Below are 17,764 nucleotides of genomic sequence, written 5' to 3' on the forward strand. Positions count from 1 at the left end.
GCCAATCTTCCGGAGCTGAACAGAGCGTGGCCGCAACGGGATTGTGGTGAATATACTCAACCGCTTTCTGTAAACGCCGGTTGAAAAGTGCACCGGGCGGCGGGGCGGTCTAAAAGTGTAACACTCCAACTAAAACTTCCGGATTTCCGGACGGATCGGGCAACGTGGTTGCCTAACCGTTTCGGAACCGGGAGGTAAAGGAGTGTACATAGACATGCAATGGTGGACCGATATCAGACGAAAGGTGCTTGTTGAAGGCGTCAGCAAGCGACAGGTTAAGGCCGAGTACAGGATTCACACCAAGACGCTGGAGAAGATTCTGGCGCACCCCAAGCCTCCGGGATACCGGATGGCCCAGCCGAGGCCGAAGCCCATGATCGGGCCGTTTCTCGGTCGGATCGACGAGATTCTCCGGCAGGACCGGGAGTTGCCAAAAAAGCAACGGCATACGGCCAAGCGGATTTTTGATCGCCTGAAAGAGGAAGGATACACCGGCGGGTATACGCAGGTGAAAGATGCCGTGCGCAACGCCCGGGTGCGTCTGAAGGATGTCTACATTCCGCTGGCCCATCGGCCCGGAGAGGCGCAGATGGATTTCGGCTATGCCCTCGCTAAAATAAACGGCCAGCTTCGGAAGGTCGCATTTTTTGTGATGAGCCTGCCGTATTCGGATGCGGTTTATGTGCAGGCCTACGAAAAGATCTGCACGGAGGTTTTCTGGGATGGGCATGTGAGGGCCTTCACCTTTTTCGATGGCGTACCCTGCCGTATCAGCTACGACAACGAGCGGGTGATGGTGGCCAAGGTGATGAAGCGCCACCAACGCAAGCTCACCGACGGGTTCCTCCAGCTCCAGAGCCACTATCTGTTCAAGGAACACTTCTGCAACGTGGCCCGAGGTAACGAAAAGGGCGTGGTCGAATCGATGGTGCGCTATACTCGTTCCAACTTCATGGTTCCGGTGCCGGAGGTTCGTAGCTTTGATGAGCTCAACCGCATGCTTGAAGAGCGTTGCCGGGAGGAGCTTGGGCGTAAACTGCGGGGCAAGGACGGAACGAAGGGGCAGTTGCTGGCCGATGAGCGTGGCCGTTTTATTGATCTGCCGGTCGTGCCGTTCGAGTCCTGCCGGGTGCGAACCTGCACCGCCAGCTCCTTGTCGCTCGTGCGTTTCGACGGCAACGATTATTCGGTGCCCGTGCGCTACGCCCACTACGAAACGGTGGTCAAGGGCTATATCGACCGGATTGTGGTCTGCCGGGGCGATGAATGCATCGCCGAACATCCCCGGTTGTGGGGCAAGGCCGGCGTCCATTTCAACCCCGTGCACTATCTCGCACTGCTCGAACGCAAGCCCGGCGGGCTCGACCACGCCCGGCCATTGGAAGACTGGAAACTGCCATCCTGCTTTCGGGATCTGCGCAGCAGGCTGGAGGCCGATCTCGATGGCGAAGGAACCCGGGAGTACATCAAGGTGCTGCGTCTGCTCGAAAAGCATTCACCCAAGGAACTGGCCCGGGCCGTTGAGCAGGGGCTGCGTTGCGGGGCCTCCTCCCGAGACGCCATTGCCCAGTTCCTCATTCCCCGGCCGGAATGGCGATGCACCCGGTTCAACCTGGATGGACACGAGCATCTACGCCACGTGCAGGTCGCCAGCGCAGATGTGGCCGATTACAATCGCCTGCTCGGACAGGAGGTGGGCGCATGAGTGCACAGACCTCGTCACACGTACTGCTGGAGCACTACCTCAAAACGCTCAAGCTGCCGAGTATCCTGCGGGAGCACCGCAAGATGGCCTCGGTCTGCCAGGCCGAAGGGGCCGACTACTCGACCTACCTGCTGCGGCTCATCGAACAGGAGATTCATGACCGGGAACAACGGGCCGCCGAACGCCGGCTCAAGTCCGCCCGTTTCCCCGTCGTGAAAACCCTCGATAGCTTCCGGTTCGAGGAGCAGCCATCGATCAACCAGCCGCTAGTGCGGGAGCTTGCCCACGGCGAGTTTATCAAGGAGCGGGAGAACGTATTGCTGATCGGCAACAGCGGAACCGGAAAAACCCACCTCGCCACCGCCTTGGCGTTCGCCGCCTGCCAGATGGGCTTCAAGGTGCGGTTCTTCGGCGTCACCGCCCTGGTCACGCAGTTGCTCGAACGCCGGGAGGAAAGGCAGCTTGACCGGTTCTTCAAGCAACTCGAGCGCTCCGACCTGCTCGTTCTCGATGAACTCGGCTACGTTCCGTTCTCCAAGCTGGGGGCTGAACTGCTTTTCGAAGTCGTCAGCCGGGCCTACGAACGCACCAGCCTCGTGGTGACCACGAACCTGCCCTTCGAATCATGGACGGAGGTGCTGGGCTCCCAGCGGCTTACCGGAGCCTTGCTCGACCGCCTGACCCACCGGGTCCATATCCTCGAGGCCAATGGTGAAAGCTTCAGGTTGCAGGACTCATTGCGCCGCCGGGGACAGCGGCAGAAAACAAAGAAACCGTAGGAGCAATTGACACCCGCAAGGAAGCGGGGTAATTAACGAAAAAGTGTTACACTTTTGGGCCGCCGCCCGGTGCACTTTTCAACCGGCGTTTACAGCTATTTGTGCCAAAACAGCAAAAAACGACATTTCAATGCATATTTTCGTACCCATCGAAGGAGGCTCGTATACCGTCAGGGAATAAACGTCGGGCATATGACCGCGAAGGCGCGAAGGAAGGGAGATCTTTGTTTCTTAGGTTCTTCGTGGAATTTTGTGGGGATAAATGTGCCAACGGCACAAAACAATTTAGCATGGGGCGAAGCCCTATGGTTCGGGGCATCCCCCTGTTTCTGCCCTGTAGGGGCAGCACAACTGCCGTCTTGTGTTGCCCATTCAGGGCAAATATTTCTCTTTCGCCAGACCCCTTGGACTGCGTCCAAGGCTAAGTTGTGTTGTGCCGTTGGCACATGAGCTATGGATTGCTCCCATAATCTACGTAGACCCGTTTCTTAGCGTCTTTGCGGTCAAAAAAAGTCATGAACAAAAAAAGACCCCGCCTTAATGACGGGGCATCTTCGAAGAGGTACGCGTTCGGTTTACAGCATGATCCGGCGGCGGACAAAGAGAATACCAAGCCCCGAGGCCGCAATCATCCCCAATGTCGCCGGCTCCGGGATGACGTCTACCGCTATGCTAGCCAGGCTGACATCGTCACTACTGCCGCTACCACCATGTACGAAAGCAAACTGCATTCCATCTGTCAGAACCGTATTAACAGACACAGCCGTTGTATCCGTAGCTGAAGCCACAGCAGTTGCACCACCGGCCTGAGTGAACAACGACAGCGGTATGGAGGCGTTATCAACAATGCCGGCGGTAAACTCGGTAAGACGTAACGAGTAGCCATTAGAACTCAAGTAAGACTGCAACGCAGAGTCTATGCTGACAGTATAAAGGAGCGCTTCACCCTTTCGCATTGCTCCATTGGAGGCGTCTACCATTGCGCTTAACCCCGATTTTCGGACCACCGGCTTAAGTGGAACCTGCGTCCTCAACATGGTACAAAAGGACGCATGGAAATGGGAAGAAAACGAAGAACATTCACGGACAAGTTCAAGGCCAAGGTGGCGATTGAGGCCATCAAGGGCGTGAAGACATTGGCGGAGCTGGCATCGGAATATCAGGTCCATCCGAACCAGATTTCGGATTGGAAGAAGCAGTTGCTTTCGAATGCGCCGGATCTTTTTGCATCGGGGAAAAAGAAGCAGGCTCAAACGGAAGAAGAGCTTACGGCTCCACTTTACGAAGAGATCGGGCGTCTGAAGATGGACGTGAAGTGGCTCGAAAAAAAGCTATGAGCCTGCCGCTTTCAACGCGCCGCAGCTGGGTGGAGCCCGGCACCGATTATTCGGTTCGGCGGCAGTGTAGGCTCGCAGGCGTCCCCAGATCGGGCTTCTACTACGACCCCGCCCCGGAAACGCCGGAGAACCTGCTTCTGATGCGTTTGATCGACGAGCAGTATCTCCGGCATCCGGAGTTCGGCTATCCACGCATGACGGACTGGTTGCGTGATCAAGACTATGATGTCAATCACAAGCGGGTCGCCCGCCTCATGCAGCTGATGGGGATTCAGGCCATCACGCCCGGTCCGCACACGAGCAAGCCCGCCCCGAGGCACAAGATCTACCCTTATTTGCTGCGCAATGTGGACATCGAACGGGTGAACCAGGTTTGGAGTACGGACATCACCTACATCCCGATGCGGCATGGATACATGTACCTGACCGCCGTAATCGACTGGTACAGCCGCTATGTGCTCGCCTGGGAGCTCTCAAGCACCATGGAGAGCACGTTCTGCGTTGATGCGCTGGAGCGTGCGCTGACGCAGGGGAATCCGGAGATATTCAACACCGACCAAGGAAGCCAGTTCACCTCGAACGCCTTCACCGGTGTCCTGTTAAACGAGAACATCACCATCAGCATGGACGGGCGAGGCCGGGCGTTGGACAACGTATTCATCGAACGACTGTGGTGGTCGGTGAAGTATGAGAAAATCTATCCCGCATGCTATGCCGACGGGCATGCGTTGCATCGGGGCCTTGACAGCTATTTTAAATATTACAACCACGAGAGGAAGCACAGCGCTCTGGACAAACGCACCCCCGCCGAGGTATTCATGGAAGGAGCAGTCAGAACATGATCGCAAGTGATGCCGTCGCTGCGCTCCGCCCTCGGCCCTCCGGGCCGCCCCTTCGGGGACGGGCTCCGCTCCGCGACGGCATCATGGAAGGGCGGCTCGTTGGCCGCCAGAACACGGAACAGGGAACCGCAGGTTCCACCTTAAGTTCACCGATCCGTGGTTTAAGATTGGGGGTAGGCGCACATCAAGCCATTAAACTTAAATCCCAAAGCATCTACGGTGCCCGGGTTCCAAGTTGCAGTGTTCATGGATAAATAGCCAGTTACTGAGAGCGTGAATGTTCCCACCGGGCTATAAGAAAGCGTATCTCTGGTACCATCCAAGGCTCCTGAGTTAGCGGTGCCCGGAGTCATTGTGACCGGGTCCGAACTCAAATCTGAGAACGTGTAGGTAAAGGAACTACCATTCGCAGATAAGGCACTCCCCCCGGAAAAATCCAACAACACATCCGCCTGCGCAGCGCCTGCCATCCCCAGCAACAGAGCCGCCGTCATGATTTTTGTACTTATACTTTTTTTCATCTTTTTTCTCCGTTTTTATGCTTTTTCGTTGCCTGACTGATTTCCAGCCACCAAAACACCGGTTCTCACCGAATCGGTATTCTGCAACACACGGATAACATAGCACATCTACACATACAGGCTTTGCAGATTGCGCCAAATTGTATGGTCATTTGCGCCAAAAGCAGGGAACCCATGGATTTTCTCTTTTTGCAGAACCTTAAATACACAATCATTTATTACCACCCGCTTCGCTAGAGGGCACAGAGGCACGGAGTTTTGAGGTGCCGTTCATACGTTGTTCGTTGCTGTTCTGTGAACAGCCTCGCATCGCGTCTCTGTGCCTCAGTGCTCTGTGGTGAAAACCTGCTACGCAGCCATTCGAACGAGCCAACCAAAAACGGCTGCGGCATGTGCCGCAGCCGTTCTGTACCTAAAGACCACTGTTTTAGGTTATTTTTCAACCTCGAGGTTAATGAACAGCGTGTCGTCGACGATGCTGTAGGTGTTGGTCACCGGGGCATAGTCATCGACGACCGGTCCGGTGCCCGTTACAGTATTGTTGTTGGTGCCGAACGGTCCAACGGTCAGACTCGTGGTGTCGATCAAACGGTAGACCAAAGCGCTGTCGACCGAGTTCGAGGCATAGACATAGGTAAACGTCGTGCCATCCTGGCTGAGGCTGGTCTGTCCTCTGTCGGCCGCGTTGGTCGGGTTGCCGTTGATGGCATACTCGCCGAGGTTGCTGACGCCGTCGTCGTCGTCGTCGCCTTCCGGCCCTTCATTCAGACCATACTGATCCGCGAAGGCATTGTAGCCGCTCAAGATTTCAACAATATCGATCGTCAAGGTTCCCAGACGGTCCGCATTCATCCATGCGAAGGTGTCGCCGTCTTCAACCACGATCGCCCCTTCCTCACCGCCCGTCAGAACGGCCTCGCCGGCGCCCGAAACGCCCGTCGCCACATCGAAGTTGCGCCGGTACAAGGTACCGGCTCCGCCGGTGACCTCCTTGATGACCAGGCTGGTTCCGGCCGCGTTGGTGAACCCGCTCAGGTCGAACTGGATCAGGATGGCTTCGCCAGGATTAATGGCAAGGGACCCCGAGACATCCTGGACGCCCGTTCCGTCATCCGACGAGTTGAATAAGCCGGTGGTGCCTTCAAAGGTATTGGTCAGGTCGCCGCCGCTCCAGGTCAGCGGCTGGAAATCGTCGCTTCCGTCGTTCAAGGGTCCGTCATCACTGTAGGCGCGCCCTTTGATCACGATCTTCCCGGTGGCGGTGGACACCGTGAAACTGTCCTTGGCCGCAGAGGAGAGGCCGGCCCCGCCGAACGAGGCAGAGGAGTTGGCATAGGAGACCGGATCATTTCCGAGATCGCTCAAGGTGATGGTCTGCGTCCCGCCGGCTCCGCCGCTTGCGCTCCGGAAGTCGATCAGTACCGGGCCGATGGCCGGTTCCGCGGCGACTGCCGCGCTCAGGGCGGATTCGTTGGCACCGGTGTCCAGTTGCGAAACTTTGTAGTAGTAAACCACGTTGTTCGTCACATCGTTGTCGGTGTAGGCGTTGGTCGTCACAGTGGCAATATTCGAGTAGTTGACACCCGACTCGAGGCTGCGCCAGACGTTGAAGCTGGCGAACAGGTCATCAATCGAGGCATCCCAATCCAAAGCTACCTCCTGATTGTCAGGCACCGCCGCCAGGCCTGTCGGCACGGGGACGGCCGGCGTGGCGGAAACTTCCGCACTCAGGGCGGACAGGTTGCTGTTGGAGTCCACCTGCTGAACTACGTAGTAGTTGGCGGTGCCGTTGATCAAGTTGGTGTGCGTATAGGCGCTGGCCGTCAGGTTGGAGGCGATGACCACGTAGTTCGTACCCGACTCTTCGCTGGACCAGACCATGAAGCTGGCGAACAGGGGATCGGTCGAGTTGTTCCAGTCCAACGCCACCTTCGTATTGAGCGGCGTTGCCGACAGGCCCGCCGGTACGGGAATGGACGGCGTGCCCGAAACCATGTTGCCGAAAGCGGTTTCGACACTGTTGGTGCCGACGGCTTTTGCCTTGTAGTAGTAAGTCACCCCGTTGGTGACAGCCAGATCGGTGTATGCGCTGTCGACCGGACTGGCCAGAAGCGCGAAATCCACTTCGTTGGAGGTCAGCGAGCGGTAGAGATCGTAGTGGTCGAGCATAATCGGGTTCGGATCGTCGTCCCAGTTGAGCGTAAGCCGGGAGTTGTTCGGGGTGATCGCGAGCTGTGGGGGCACGTTGGTCGACGGCAGGTCAACCACATCGACGGTCAGTCTGGTCACTCTGAAGCCTCCAGCAACTCCGGCATAGTACAGGCGATAACTGCTGTTCAGCACCTGCCAGTCTCCAAAACTGCCGGCTCCTTTGCTTACTCCATATTTGGACTGAACCACTTTATTCGCATTGGTATCGACGAGCACCCAGTCGCCGGAACTGCCGGACGCATTTGCAGTAGCTGTGGAAACCAGCGTGAGCACCGATCCGGCCTGCAACCCGCTCACATCGAAGTCAATAATCATCACTTCGCCTGAATTGATCTTGTTATCGTTGACTCCGCCAATATCACCCGCATCATAACCAACGTTCTGTCCGTACGTGAAATTTGTCGCATAACTGTTAAAATCCGCGTGGCTTGCTTGGGCATTTGCCCTGCTCCACCCCGTGGCCCCGGTAAGGGTCCACGAAATGACATCGCCCGCCTGGGCATCGGTAAACGAGCCGGTGTTGGTCGCTATGCCGCCCGCCACTGTTACGTTTGTGCCGTCATAACCAAAGCTATATAACTGGCTCACGTCTCCTGAGCTACCCACAGTATACGTGGCGATTTGCGCCTGCGCGCCGATCGTTGTGGCCAACAGGGCCGCGAATAGTGCTATTCCTTTTATTTTCATCTGGTTCTCCTCGTCTCCGATTTCTCATTACTGGGCAGGCTCTCCACAAACCTGTTCCACCCATAACTTGATAAAACGTAACACTAAACGAAAACAGCGGCTTGGCGGATTGTGCCAATTTTTATGGCCATTTGCGCCACAACCCGAAAACATCCCCTTGAACCTGCATATCATTATCCTAAAAAATGCAGTTGCCAAGTTTGCCTCAGGTACAAGGTTTGAGACTCGAAGGCGTAGACGCCTACTCCGAGGGGCTCAAACCGAAGTAGATGAGGTGAAATCGGCAACCCGAAGGGAAGGGTAGCGCAACGCATAATTTTCAACGAAAATAGCGACCACGTCGCGGTTCAATGAAGAAAACAAAAAATAACCCAATGGGTTAAGGCCGAAATTCAACAATTGCACTGCAATCCTTGTTCAAAACACCGTTTTCATTTCTACTGCGTTTTATACCATTTGCTAAATCTTTGCGGTATAATTTGGTCTCGCGCAGAGTCGCAGAGGGCGCAGGGAAATTTAATAGTAGTAACGCTGCGATCCCTGCGTCTCTGCGCGAAATAATCAAGTCGTTTGGACCTGAATGTTTTAGAGACTGGTATTATAGGATTAGCGCTCGCTGGTGTTCTTTAGCAGTCCCATTTCCGCTTTATACCAAAGTGCCCTGACTCCTATTTATTAGCCACCCGCGTAGCGATAATTCCTGAAAGGAATAACGTCGAAGGAGTGGTTCAAGAGGCACAAAAAGCACGAAGACCCTCTCGCCTGCATTTTTTGTGGTTCTTTGGTGCGCAATTGCTGCTCAATTGTGTGGCAATTCATTCTTCTGCTGGGCGGAACAACTCATTCTATTCCAATTAATTCCGTATGAGTCCCTCCCCATTATATCCAGTCAAGTTTGATTACAGAAGGCCGCAAAGTGCGCCAAGGAGACGGGTCCAGGCTTCGCGAGCTTTGCGGTCGACATTCCGTGTTCGATATTCTGCGGTTCAAAGCTGCAGCGAAGCCGCTCTGGGGTTATGGGTTCGTAATCCTCAAACGGCAAAAGTTCTGAGTTTCGTCCGCAGGAACCGAATGGATAACTTCATCGAAATCCCCTGCCGAGGTATCCACATTGTCCGTACCACCGGCGGGCACCCATCCGCCGGTTGTGAGATTCGTGGTGGATTCCACCACATAATCAAGGCCGGAGTCGTCGTTCCGTGCGCGGTACAGATAGGAGAGCGTCCCGCCACCGTGCTCAAGAGAAGGAACATAGCCGACAATGGCTGCAGCTCGACAAGCTTGGTCTAAGCTTTAAAAAAAAACGCTTCACGCCAGCGAGCAAGATCGTGAAGATGTTCGTCTGGCGCGGCTGATCTGGAAAGCACAGCAACCGGAATGGCCGGCCGCTATGCTGGTATTCATCGACGAACCCGGCCTGAATACCAAAATGACCCGAGGATATGGGCGGGCTCCGCTGTCAAAGCGTTGCATTTGCAGGGTTCCGCACGGCCACTGGCACACCAATACTTTCATTGCCGCGCTCCGGATTGATGGTCTGCATGCTCCGTGGTTGCTGGACGGGCCGATGAACGGGCATGCGTTCCTTGTTTATGTCAGACAGGTACTTGCGCCGGAACTTCAAGAGGGTGACCGTGTTGTTTGCAACAATCTTTCATCCCACCATGCCCCTGGAGTTCGCGAAGCCTTGGAGGAAGTCGGGGCTGAGCTGATGTATCTACCTCCCTACAGCCCGGATCTGAATCCCATTGAAATGGCCTTTTCAAAACTCAAGGCATTACTTCGCCAGCATATTGCAAGAGAGTACAGCGAGCTTTTTGATGCGCTCTCCGAAATCCTGCCAAGTTTTACAGCCGCACAGTGCTGGAACCTAATCCGTCATGCAGATTATGCGACAAATTAAACAGTAAATGCTCTAGTTATAGAGCGGGTGATGAATCATTTTCGTGAGGGATCTATTTAGCGCTGAACCTGTAGACGGTGGTGGTTTTGTATTTATCACCCGGCTTCAGGATGGTGCTTGGGAATGCTGGTTGGTTCGGGCTATCGGGATAGTGCTGGGTTTCGAGGCAGAAGCCGCCGCGGTTGACGTAGGTTTTCCCAGCCTTGCCCTTCAGGTTTCCGGAGAGAAAGTTGCCGCAGTAGAACTGGATGCCCGGCTCTTCGGTGAAGACCTCCATGAAGCGCCCGGTGGTCGGTTCGTAGACGGTGGCCGCGAGGGTCAGCTGCCCGTCCTTGCCGCCCTTGTCGAGCACCCAGTTGTGGTCGTAGCCCAGGCCGTATTCGAGCTGCTGATCTTTTACACCGATATCTTTCCCGATCGCTTTGGCGGTGGTGAAGTCGAACGGGGTTCCAGACACTGGAAAAATCTTTCCGGTTGGGATCAAGCCGCTGTCAACCGGGGTGGTGGCCTTGGCATTGAGCATCAGCTCGTGGCCGAGGATGTCGCCTTCGCCTTCGCCCTTGAGGTTGAAGTAGGTGTGGTTCGTCAGGTTGACCGGCGTCTTCTGGTCGGTCGTGGCCAGATAGTCGATCTGCAGCTCGTTGTCGTCGGTCAGCGTGTAGGTGACGGCGATCTGCAGATTGCCCGGATAGCCCTCCTCGCCATCCTTGGCGAGATAGCTGAATTTGACCATATTCTTATCGACCACTTCGGCGTCCCAGACCACCTTATCGAAACCGATCACGCCTCCATGAAGATGATTTTCGCCGTTGTTGGTGGCGAGTTCATATTCGGTACCCTCGATGGTGAATTTGCCTTTGGCGATGCGGTTGCCGTAGCGACCCACAATCGAACCGAAATACGGTTTATCCACCGCATTCATGTACCCTGAAACATCATTATAACCGAGGGCAATATCAGCCATGTTTCCGTCGCGGTCGGCGCAGATGATCGAGGTGACGGTGGCTCCATAGTTGGTGATCTTGACCGTGGTGCCGACTTTGTTCTTCAGCGTGTAGAGTTTAATCTCGTCGAAGTCAACGGTCTTGACCGACGCGCATCCGGCAATCAATCCTACAGCTCCAACCATTCCAACAAACATACATCTCTTCATTTCGTTATCTCCTGGTTAACTTTTCTTCGATTACTTCCCGCCACCCGGCGCCTTAGCCTCCGGATGCTCTGCCAAAATGGCTTTCATCTTGGATAGCACTTCGGGGTTCGACTTCGCGATATTCTTTTTCTCCAGTTTATCCACTTTGTAATCATAGAGTTCATACTCGGCTTTGGACTTCGGCGCGCCGGCAGGTTTCCACTCCACCATGCGGTACCGCTCGGTGCGGATCGCCCGTCCGATGCGGGGGCCGCGATTGAACGCGTGATAGGCATGGTTACGAACAGTTAGTTCCGGATCCTTCAAAACAGGAACCAAGCTCATGCCATCAAGCCCCTGCGGCACCTTCGGAGCAGACAGGCCGGCCAGTTCCACCAACGTCGGATAGACATCAACCGTCTCGGCAAATGCATCCGTATGGCTTCCCGGCTTCGCTACGCCCGGTGCAACAAAGATCAGCGGAATACGGTTGTCCTGTTCATAGTTGGTGTGCTTCGTCCAGGTGCCGTGGTCGCCGAAATGCCAACCATGATCGCCCCAGAGCATGATTACCGTATCGTCGGCCATACCCAATCGATCGAGTTCATCAATCACCTTACCCAACTGGGCATCCATATAGGAAAGCGATGCAAAATAAGCGTGAATCAGTGTGCGCGCCAGTTCCTTGTCTTTGCCCACACCGGTCGCTTCCGGAACAGGAAAATAGTTGGCGATCTCCCCTTTAGGATTTTTGCTGGCATAAGCCGGCGCGCCGTCCGGTGGCGTGTCGCGCTCGGTCAGCCTGAACACGTTCGGGTCGTACAGATCCCAATATCTGGATGGCGCGTTGCACGGCAGATGCGGCTTGGTGAAACCGAGGGAGAGAAAGAACGGCTCGCCGCTTTGCTTGTATTTCTTCAGCCGTTCGATGCCCTCCCGGGCAATGCGTCCGTCGGCATAGGCCTCGTCTTCCACATCGGCCTTTTCCCAGGCGGCTCCGCGCGGCAGGCTCTTGATGTCGCCCAACTTCTGGTTTGCAAAAAAGGCTTCCTCGCGGGTCAGTTGGCCGCCGGTGCTCTCTTCGAGCACATAATCCACCACCTTGTCCTTATGGAACGGCAGGCTCCACGAGGCGTCGTCGCCATAATTGCCATGGCCAATGTGGAAAATTTTCCCAACCCCCTCCGAGGTGTAGCCATGCTGCATAAAATACTGTGTAAGGGTAACCGCATCCGGCTCCACTTCCCGGAAGCCCTGACTCAGGCCGTAAAGACCCGTAGTGGTTGAACGAAGTCCTACCATCAGATTATTTCGCGACGGCGCACAAACGGCCTGGTTGCAATACGCTCGATCAAACCTCATCCCCCGCGCCGCAAGCTTATCCAGATTCGGCGAGACCACATAGTCCGCGCCATACGCCCCGAACGCAGGTTTCAGATCATCGACCAAAATCATCAGAACGTTTTTTTGTTTTGCTTGGGCGGACAACGCGCAAAGCACTGCTGCGGCTAAAAACCATTTTGTCTTCATTCTATTTCTCGCTGGTTAAATGCTTGATAAAATCAACTTCACTCTGCCGGTACGGCGTACCGTCTTTCCTAAACACGTCATGGAACCACGGTTCCGGCTCGGCGGTGTATGTTTTCTTCCAGGAATCCCACGGATAAATCGTCTGCGACTTGCCGTCGACCAAACCCCAGTTGTAGGCACCGATCTTGTGTTGCTTGAACTGCGGCAACAGGCCTTCGAAGGTCGACTGCGTGCCGCGCGCCATGTATTCCGTGCAGAGCGCCGGGCGCTCCTGGGCGGCGATCTGCCCGATGACGGGCATGGCGTCGTTCGGGTTGTGGTAGGTATGGAATGAAAGGATGTCGGAGTTGCGTAGCGACACGAGGTCAATCCGACTCGGCTCCTTGAACCATTTCGGGTTGCCCCATACCCCGGCCGTGAGCGGTTGCGACGGGGCGACCTCGCGCGCCCAGGCAAACGACTTTTCGAGCAGCTCGGTGGCGCGGTAGCGCTTGAGCGGCGCGGGCAGTTCCTCGGCGGCGGAACCGCCCCACTTTCCCCCGTTGCCGTTATCGGGCTCGTTGAACAGATCCCAGATCAGCACGCGCGGGTCGTCCTTGTAGCGACGGATCACATCCTGCACATATCCCTTGAGCGCATCCTGTTTCGCCGGGTCAGCCAGGATGGCCTTGCCCGGCGACTGCACCCAGCCCGAGTTGTGCGTGCGCGGCATCGGCTCGGGCTGTTTTCCAGCCTTTGGAAGTGGATACCAGACGCCGTCGAACAAAACAAACATGGTGCCAATTCCATGCCGGTCGGCAATTTCCAGATAGTGGTCGATGCGCTCGAAAAACCCTTCCTTGTCCTCGCGCCAGCAGATGTCGTGAAGAAAGACACGCATGGTGTTCATGCCGATCGCCGCCGCCCACCCCAGCTCGCGATCGATGGCCTCCGGATCGAAGGTGTCGGCCTGCCACATTTCCAGCTGGTTGATCGCGCTCGACGGCACGAAGTTGGCACCCACCAGCCAGGGCTGCCGTTCATGCCAGGCATGGGCCTGCTGTGCGCTCCAGCGGCCTGCGACCGGCGCAACCTCCAGATTCTCAACGGGCGAAACCACGGCGGCATCGCGGTCGCAGGTCAACACCCCGTCCTTCACCTGCAGTTCCGCAATCTGCAGGAACGAAATCTTCTGCTCCGGGGTGCGGTCTTCGGCCTTGGGCGTCGGGTATGGGCGGTTCGGCTCAACATGGTAGAACAGGAACGCGCGGCCGTTGATCACCGCCACGCTCGGATGCCGCGCCAGCGTGGCGTCCTGCGCTCCGGTACCGGGCTTTTCAAGAATGCGCTCCTGCTGCGTCCAGGCAATGCCGTCCTTGCTGCGGAAGACGGCCAGCCCCTTGTGAGGATCGGTCAGCATCCAGAACCAGTTCCTGAATTTAAAAACATACGGAGCCTCCTGATAGCCGAAGCCGCGCTCCGGGGCATTCACCGCCCCCGGGCACTTGCCCTGGTTTTCCCACGTTTCAAGATCCGTGCTGGTTGCCCACTGGATCCCGCCCCCCTTGCCAACGCGGTAGTAGGCGCGGAACCCGTCCTTCACCTTGATCAACGACGCATCGATCGGATCGGGCTGGTTGAAGTTCGGCACGCCCGCAAGCTTCCAGCCGTTGAGCAGGTCGGAGACCGGCGCAACATAGTGGCGGATCACGCCCTGGCCGCCCCACGGCGCAACCGCGTTGTCCTTATAGGTCACGAACATGTGGCAGGTGTCGCCGTCGCGGATGATGCCCGGCGCCCAGAAGGTCACCGGCATGTCCGGCCTGCCCGGCTCGCCATCGAACGAGCAATAGCCCTTGAACGTCCAGTCCACCAGATTCTTCGACGCCACCACGCCGATCGGCGTGCCGACATACGTCGCCTTCTCCAGCGTGGCGCGCCGCGCGGTGTAGAAGACCCACCACTCCTTCGCATGGTCGTTCCATACCACCTCCGGATCGCACGACCCATGGTAGTTCGGATCCGCAAACATCGGCTTCGGCACAAGCCCGGCCAGCGCCGTCATGGAAAACATTATCAACAGGACAATTAATCTGATCATAAAACCTCGAAAAAATAAATATGGTCTAGGAACGCGGGAATGTCATGTCACTAAAGTTAGCTACAACCGGGCGGGGTCTCACCGCCGTTGCCAATCGAGATAATCACGCATGAACCCTTCCGAAACGGCGGCGCGGCCCCGCGCCGCTGCAGTCCTGGTGGCGAAGATAGGATTGATGATCCATGGTGTATCGTCGGGTTCCAGCTTCCGCCCGCCGGAGCTCCCCTGCTGGAAAGCGAACGTGGCGAGCATCACGCCATAGTCTTCCATCACCTTGCAGGCGGAGGAAAGGAACTGCGGATCGTACCACGCCTGCGATTCGAGGAACGCGTTCCACTCCTTTTCCGGCACGGGTTTTTGGATCGCCTGGTTGATGTATTCGCGAACCGTCAGGCCATCGTGACTTTTCCCGTCCAGGTTTTCCTTGTATTTCCAGACCATGGAAAATTCGGTGACGATGTAGGGCTTGTCCGTCACGCGGGAGCGGATGAATTTGAGATAGTTTTCGAAGCCCTCGAATTCCGGCATGTGGATATGGAAGTTGGCGCCGGCCACGCGGTCGTCGGTTTCGATCCAGTCGAGCAGCGCCTGCACCCCGGGGTTGGACTGCATCCGCCGCTGCTCCAAGCGGGTAAAGCCGCCCGAGAACAGCGGCAAGGGTTTCGCGTTGGCTCCTGCATGCCCCTGTTCCGACAAGTGGGCAACCAGACGCTGCAAAAACCGGGGCATGGGAATTTCGCCGTCGGCACCCGGCAGCATATCTTCCGGCAACGTGTCGACCGTCACCTCATTCACCGTTTCCAGCGCCACCACATATCCATCCAGCTCGCGGATCAGCGCATCCGCCCAGGCAAAGCACTGCCGCTCGCGCGGGCTGTCCGGCTCCGGCACCCGCCACCTGGCCTTCTCGAAGTTCCACTTCAAACAGAGGATGATTTGTTGCCCGGCCTTTCCCGCGCGTTTCACCGCCAGCAGGTCGGCATCCGTTTTTAAATCGCGCTTGCCAAGAATGAACGGCGTTGCCGGAAAAAAGGTGCGGCACACTTTCGTGCGGCTCAGCTCCAGCAATTCGGGATCGAGCGCCACGCCATGCTCGTTCACGTTGGCCCCCAGCAGCATGCGCGGTTGCTTGGCCTCGACCTTGAGGCCCCACGGCATCAGCAGCAGAGCCAGCAAAACAGCAGATGGCCTTTTCAGGGAAAAGAACCCCGTTCGACCACCAGGACAGGCAAGTCCAAACAGCCCTCCAGACTCTTTCGTATCGTTCGTGGTCAACGGCATGCCGTCCTCATTTCTTCTTCTTTTTGCCTTTGGCGCTTATTTCCGCGTAGGGCACGGCGCCGACCTGTTCCGCCCAAGCGCCATATTCCTTCGCGAGCGCCGCGACCACCTCGGGATGGCTGGAGGAGAGATCGTGGATCTCGGTGGGATCGGCCTCCATGTCATACAGTTCCCATTCGACGGTTCTTCCAGCCTTTGGAAAGCCCCATGCCTGATAGAGCTTCACGTCGTCTTCATAGCGCGACATCAGCTTCCATTTGCCCTTGCGAACCGCACGGTTTCCTTCGTGTTCCCAGCAGAACACCTCGTGGCCTTTTCTCGTTCCGGTTTTGAAAACCGGATCGAGGCTGAGGCCTTCCATCGGGGTGATTTTTTTGCCGTTGAAGTTCCTCGGATACATGGCTCCCGAAACGTCCACGCAGGTGGCCATGATATCGACGAGATGCCCCAGCTCGCTGCTGGTACGCCCCGGCTTGGCAATGCCCTTCGGCCAGGCCGCAATCATCGGTGTGCGGATGCCGCCTTCGCCGGTGAAATGTTTATAGAGCTTGAACGGTGTGTTGCTAAGATTGGCCCACGGCATATGGTAGGCCACATACGATTCGGGCGTGCCCGGCTCTTCCGCACGTTTTTGTCCGATCCCTTCAGGACAGGCTCCGTTGTCCTGCAGGAAAAAGACCAGCGTGTTTTCCAGCTGCCCCGTTTTCTTCAGATGCGCCACAATTCGACCGATGCTCCGATCCATGGCATCGATCTGCGCGCAATAGACCGCCATCTTCAGATCCCACAGCTCCTTTTCCTTCACCTCGTCCCAGGCGGGCACGGCGGGATCGCGCGGTTGGAGTTTCCAATTCCTGGAAACCACGCCCAGTTCCCTCTGCCGTTCGAAACGCTCAGCGCGCATTTTGTCCCAGCCTCGGTTGATGAAGCGGCCTCTATATTTTTCAATATCCTCCGGCCTGGCGTGGAGCGGCCAGTGGGCGGCGTCGTAGGCGGCATACATGAAAAACGGTTTGTCCTGTTTCCGCGCGTCGTCGATGAACCCGACCGCCTGCCGATCCATCTCCTCCGTCGAATAAAAGCTGCCCGGATCGGGGCAGACCCACGGCTTCCCGTCGAGTTCGTAGATGTCGTGCTTGAAATAATCCACCTTGCCCTCGCGCGTCCAGCTGCGGTCGAAGCCGCGCAGATCAGGCATCACCCCCTTTTTGCGATTGCCGACATGCCACTTACCGAGCTGGCTGGTGTGGTAGCCTGCCGTCCGCAACACTTCGCCGAGGGTCACGCAGGTATCGAGCAGATGGCCGCTATAGGCCGGCGTTCCCCAGTCGCCCGCCATGTGGCCGATGCCCGCCTGATGCGGATGCAGGCCGGTCAGCAACGAGGCGCGCGTCGGCATGCAGCGCGCCGAGTTGTAGAATTGTGTAAAGCGGATGCCGCGCTTCGCCAGCCCGTCCAGCACCGGCGTCTCCGCATCGCCGCCGAAGCAGCCGATATCCGACCAGCCCATGTCGTCCGACAGGATCAAAAGGATATTCGGGCGGCCCGCCGACCGGGCCAAGGCCGATGCAGCCCATCCGCCCCCTAGTGCCATCATAAAATTCCGTCTTTTCATAACTGCATTTATATTCCATCCCGCTGTAAATGTCATGTCCCTTGAATTGGCTACAAAGGATCCTTATTCGGTTTCAACCACTCCCGGCCACGCGGCTGATATAGTCCAGAGACCGCATCGGCCAATCCATTGGCCGCCATA

At 56.8% G+C, this 17,764-nt stretch carries 11 protein-coding genes and 1 pseudogene; 4 read left to right on the forward strand and 8 right to left on the reverse strand.

The annotated features are described in order from the left end of the window. Positions 1-214 precede the first annotated feature (214 nt). Together istA and istB are read left to right on the forward strand one after the other, a co-directional pair. Entirely contained in the window at positions 215-1,705 is a 1,491-nt protein-coding gene (istA, locus tag E9954_RS09080) for an IS21 family transposase (RefSeq protein ID WP_136078865.1), read from the forward strand. After that, entirely contained in the window at positions 1,702-2,484 is a 783-nt protein-coding gene (gene istB, locus E9954_RS09085; RefSeq protein WP_136078866.1) for an IS21-like element helper ATPase IstB, read from the forward strand. Before istA ends, istB begins: the two co-directional genes overlap by 4 nt. Before the next feature lie 575 nt (positions 2,485-3,059). On the opposite strand, the gene E9954_RS32395 is transcribed toward istB, so the two are convergent. Beyond that, positions 3,060-3,440: a PEP-CTERM sorting domain-containing protein gene (locus tag E9954_RS32395; protein ID WP_168442111.1), complete on the reverse strand. Its 381-nt coding sequence runs from the start codon at positions 3,438-3,440 to the stop codon at positions 3,060-3,062. A gap of 102 nt (positions 3,441-3,542) precedes the next feature. On the opposite strand from E9954_RS32395, the gene E9954_RS09095 reads away from it, so the two are divergent. Beyond that, positions 3,543-4,663 (forward strand): IS3 family transposase gene (locus E9954_RS09095; protein WP_407947718.1). Its coding sequence is split into 2 segments (ribosomal slippage): positions 3,543-3,806 and positions 3,809-4,663, totalling 1,119 coding nucleotides; the frame shifts between segments, so codons are not numbered across the junction. Positions 4,664-4,824: 161 nt separating this feature from the next. Here the strand turns inward: E9954_RS09095 and E9954_RS09100 are convergent. Both E9954_RS09100 and E9954_RS09105 read right to left on the reverse strand, forming a co-directional pair. After that, positions 4,825-5,184, reverse strand: coding sequence for a hypothetical protein (locus E9954_RS09100; RefSeq protein WP_136078868.1), 360 nt, complete (start codon positions 5,182-5,184; stop codon positions 4,825-4,827). Between the two features lie 432 nt (positions 5,185-5,616). Beyond that, entirely contained in the window at positions 5,617-8,082 is a 2,466-nt protein-coding gene (locus E9954_RS09105; protein ID WP_136078869.1) for a fibronectin type III domain-containing protein, read from the reverse strand. A 1,324-nt stretch (positions 8,083-9,406) separates the two neighbouring features. Between E9954_RS09105 and E9954_RS09110 the strand changes: the two are divergent. Further along, positions 9,407-9,985, forward strand: a pseudogene (locus tag E9954_RS09110) (IS630 family transposase); the annotation flags it as partial. A 52-nt stretch (positions 9,986-10,037) separates the two neighbouring features. On the opposite strand, the gene E9954_RS09115 reads toward E9954_RS09110, so the two are convergent. The 5 genes from E9954_RS09115 to E9954_RS09135 all read right to left on the reverse strand — a co-directional run bounded on the left by E9954_RS09115 (position 10,038) and on the right by E9954_RS09135 (position 17,605). After that, positions 10,038-11,114, reverse strand: a complete 1,077-nt coding sequence (locus E9954_RS09115) for an aldose epimerase family protein (RefSeq protein ID WP_342793761.1) — start codon at positions 11,112-11,114, stop codon at positions 10,038-10,040. A 54-nt stretch (positions 11,115-11,168) separates the two neighbouring features. After that, complete coding sequence (locus tag E9954_RS09120; protein ID WP_136078872.1) at positions 11,169-12,647, reverse strand: sulfatase; 1,479 nt, start codon at positions 12,645-12,647, stop codon at positions 11,169-11,171. A 1-nt stretch (position 12,648) separates the two neighbouring features. Then, a complete protein-coding gene (locus tag E9954_RS09125) occupies positions 12,649-14,727 on the reverse strand; it encodes a cellulase family glycosylhydrolase (protein ID WP_222847120.1) in 2,079 nt (692 codons plus the stop codon). A gap of 78 nt (positions 14,728-14,805) precedes the next feature. Beyond that, positions 14,806-16,008 carry a hypothetical protein gene (locus tag E9954_RS09130; protein WP_136078873.1) on the reverse strand — a complete coding sequence of 401 codons (1,203 nt, stop codon included), beginning with the start codon at positions 16,006-16,008 and terminating at the stop codon, positions 14,806-14,808. 7 nt (positions 16,009-16,015) lie between these two features. Next, positions 16,016-17,605, reverse strand: coding sequence for an arylsulfatase (locus E9954_RS09135; RefSeq protein ID WP_168442112.1), 1,590 nt, complete (start codon positions 17,603-17,605; stop codon positions 16,016-16,018). Positions 17,606-17,764 lie beyond the last annotated feature (159 nt).

The sequence above is a fragment of the Pontiella desulfatans genome (assembly GCF_900890425.1).
Classification (GTDB): Bacteria; Verrucomicrobiota; Kiritimatiellia; order Kiritimatiellales; family Pontiellaceae; genus Pontiella; species Pontiella desulfatans.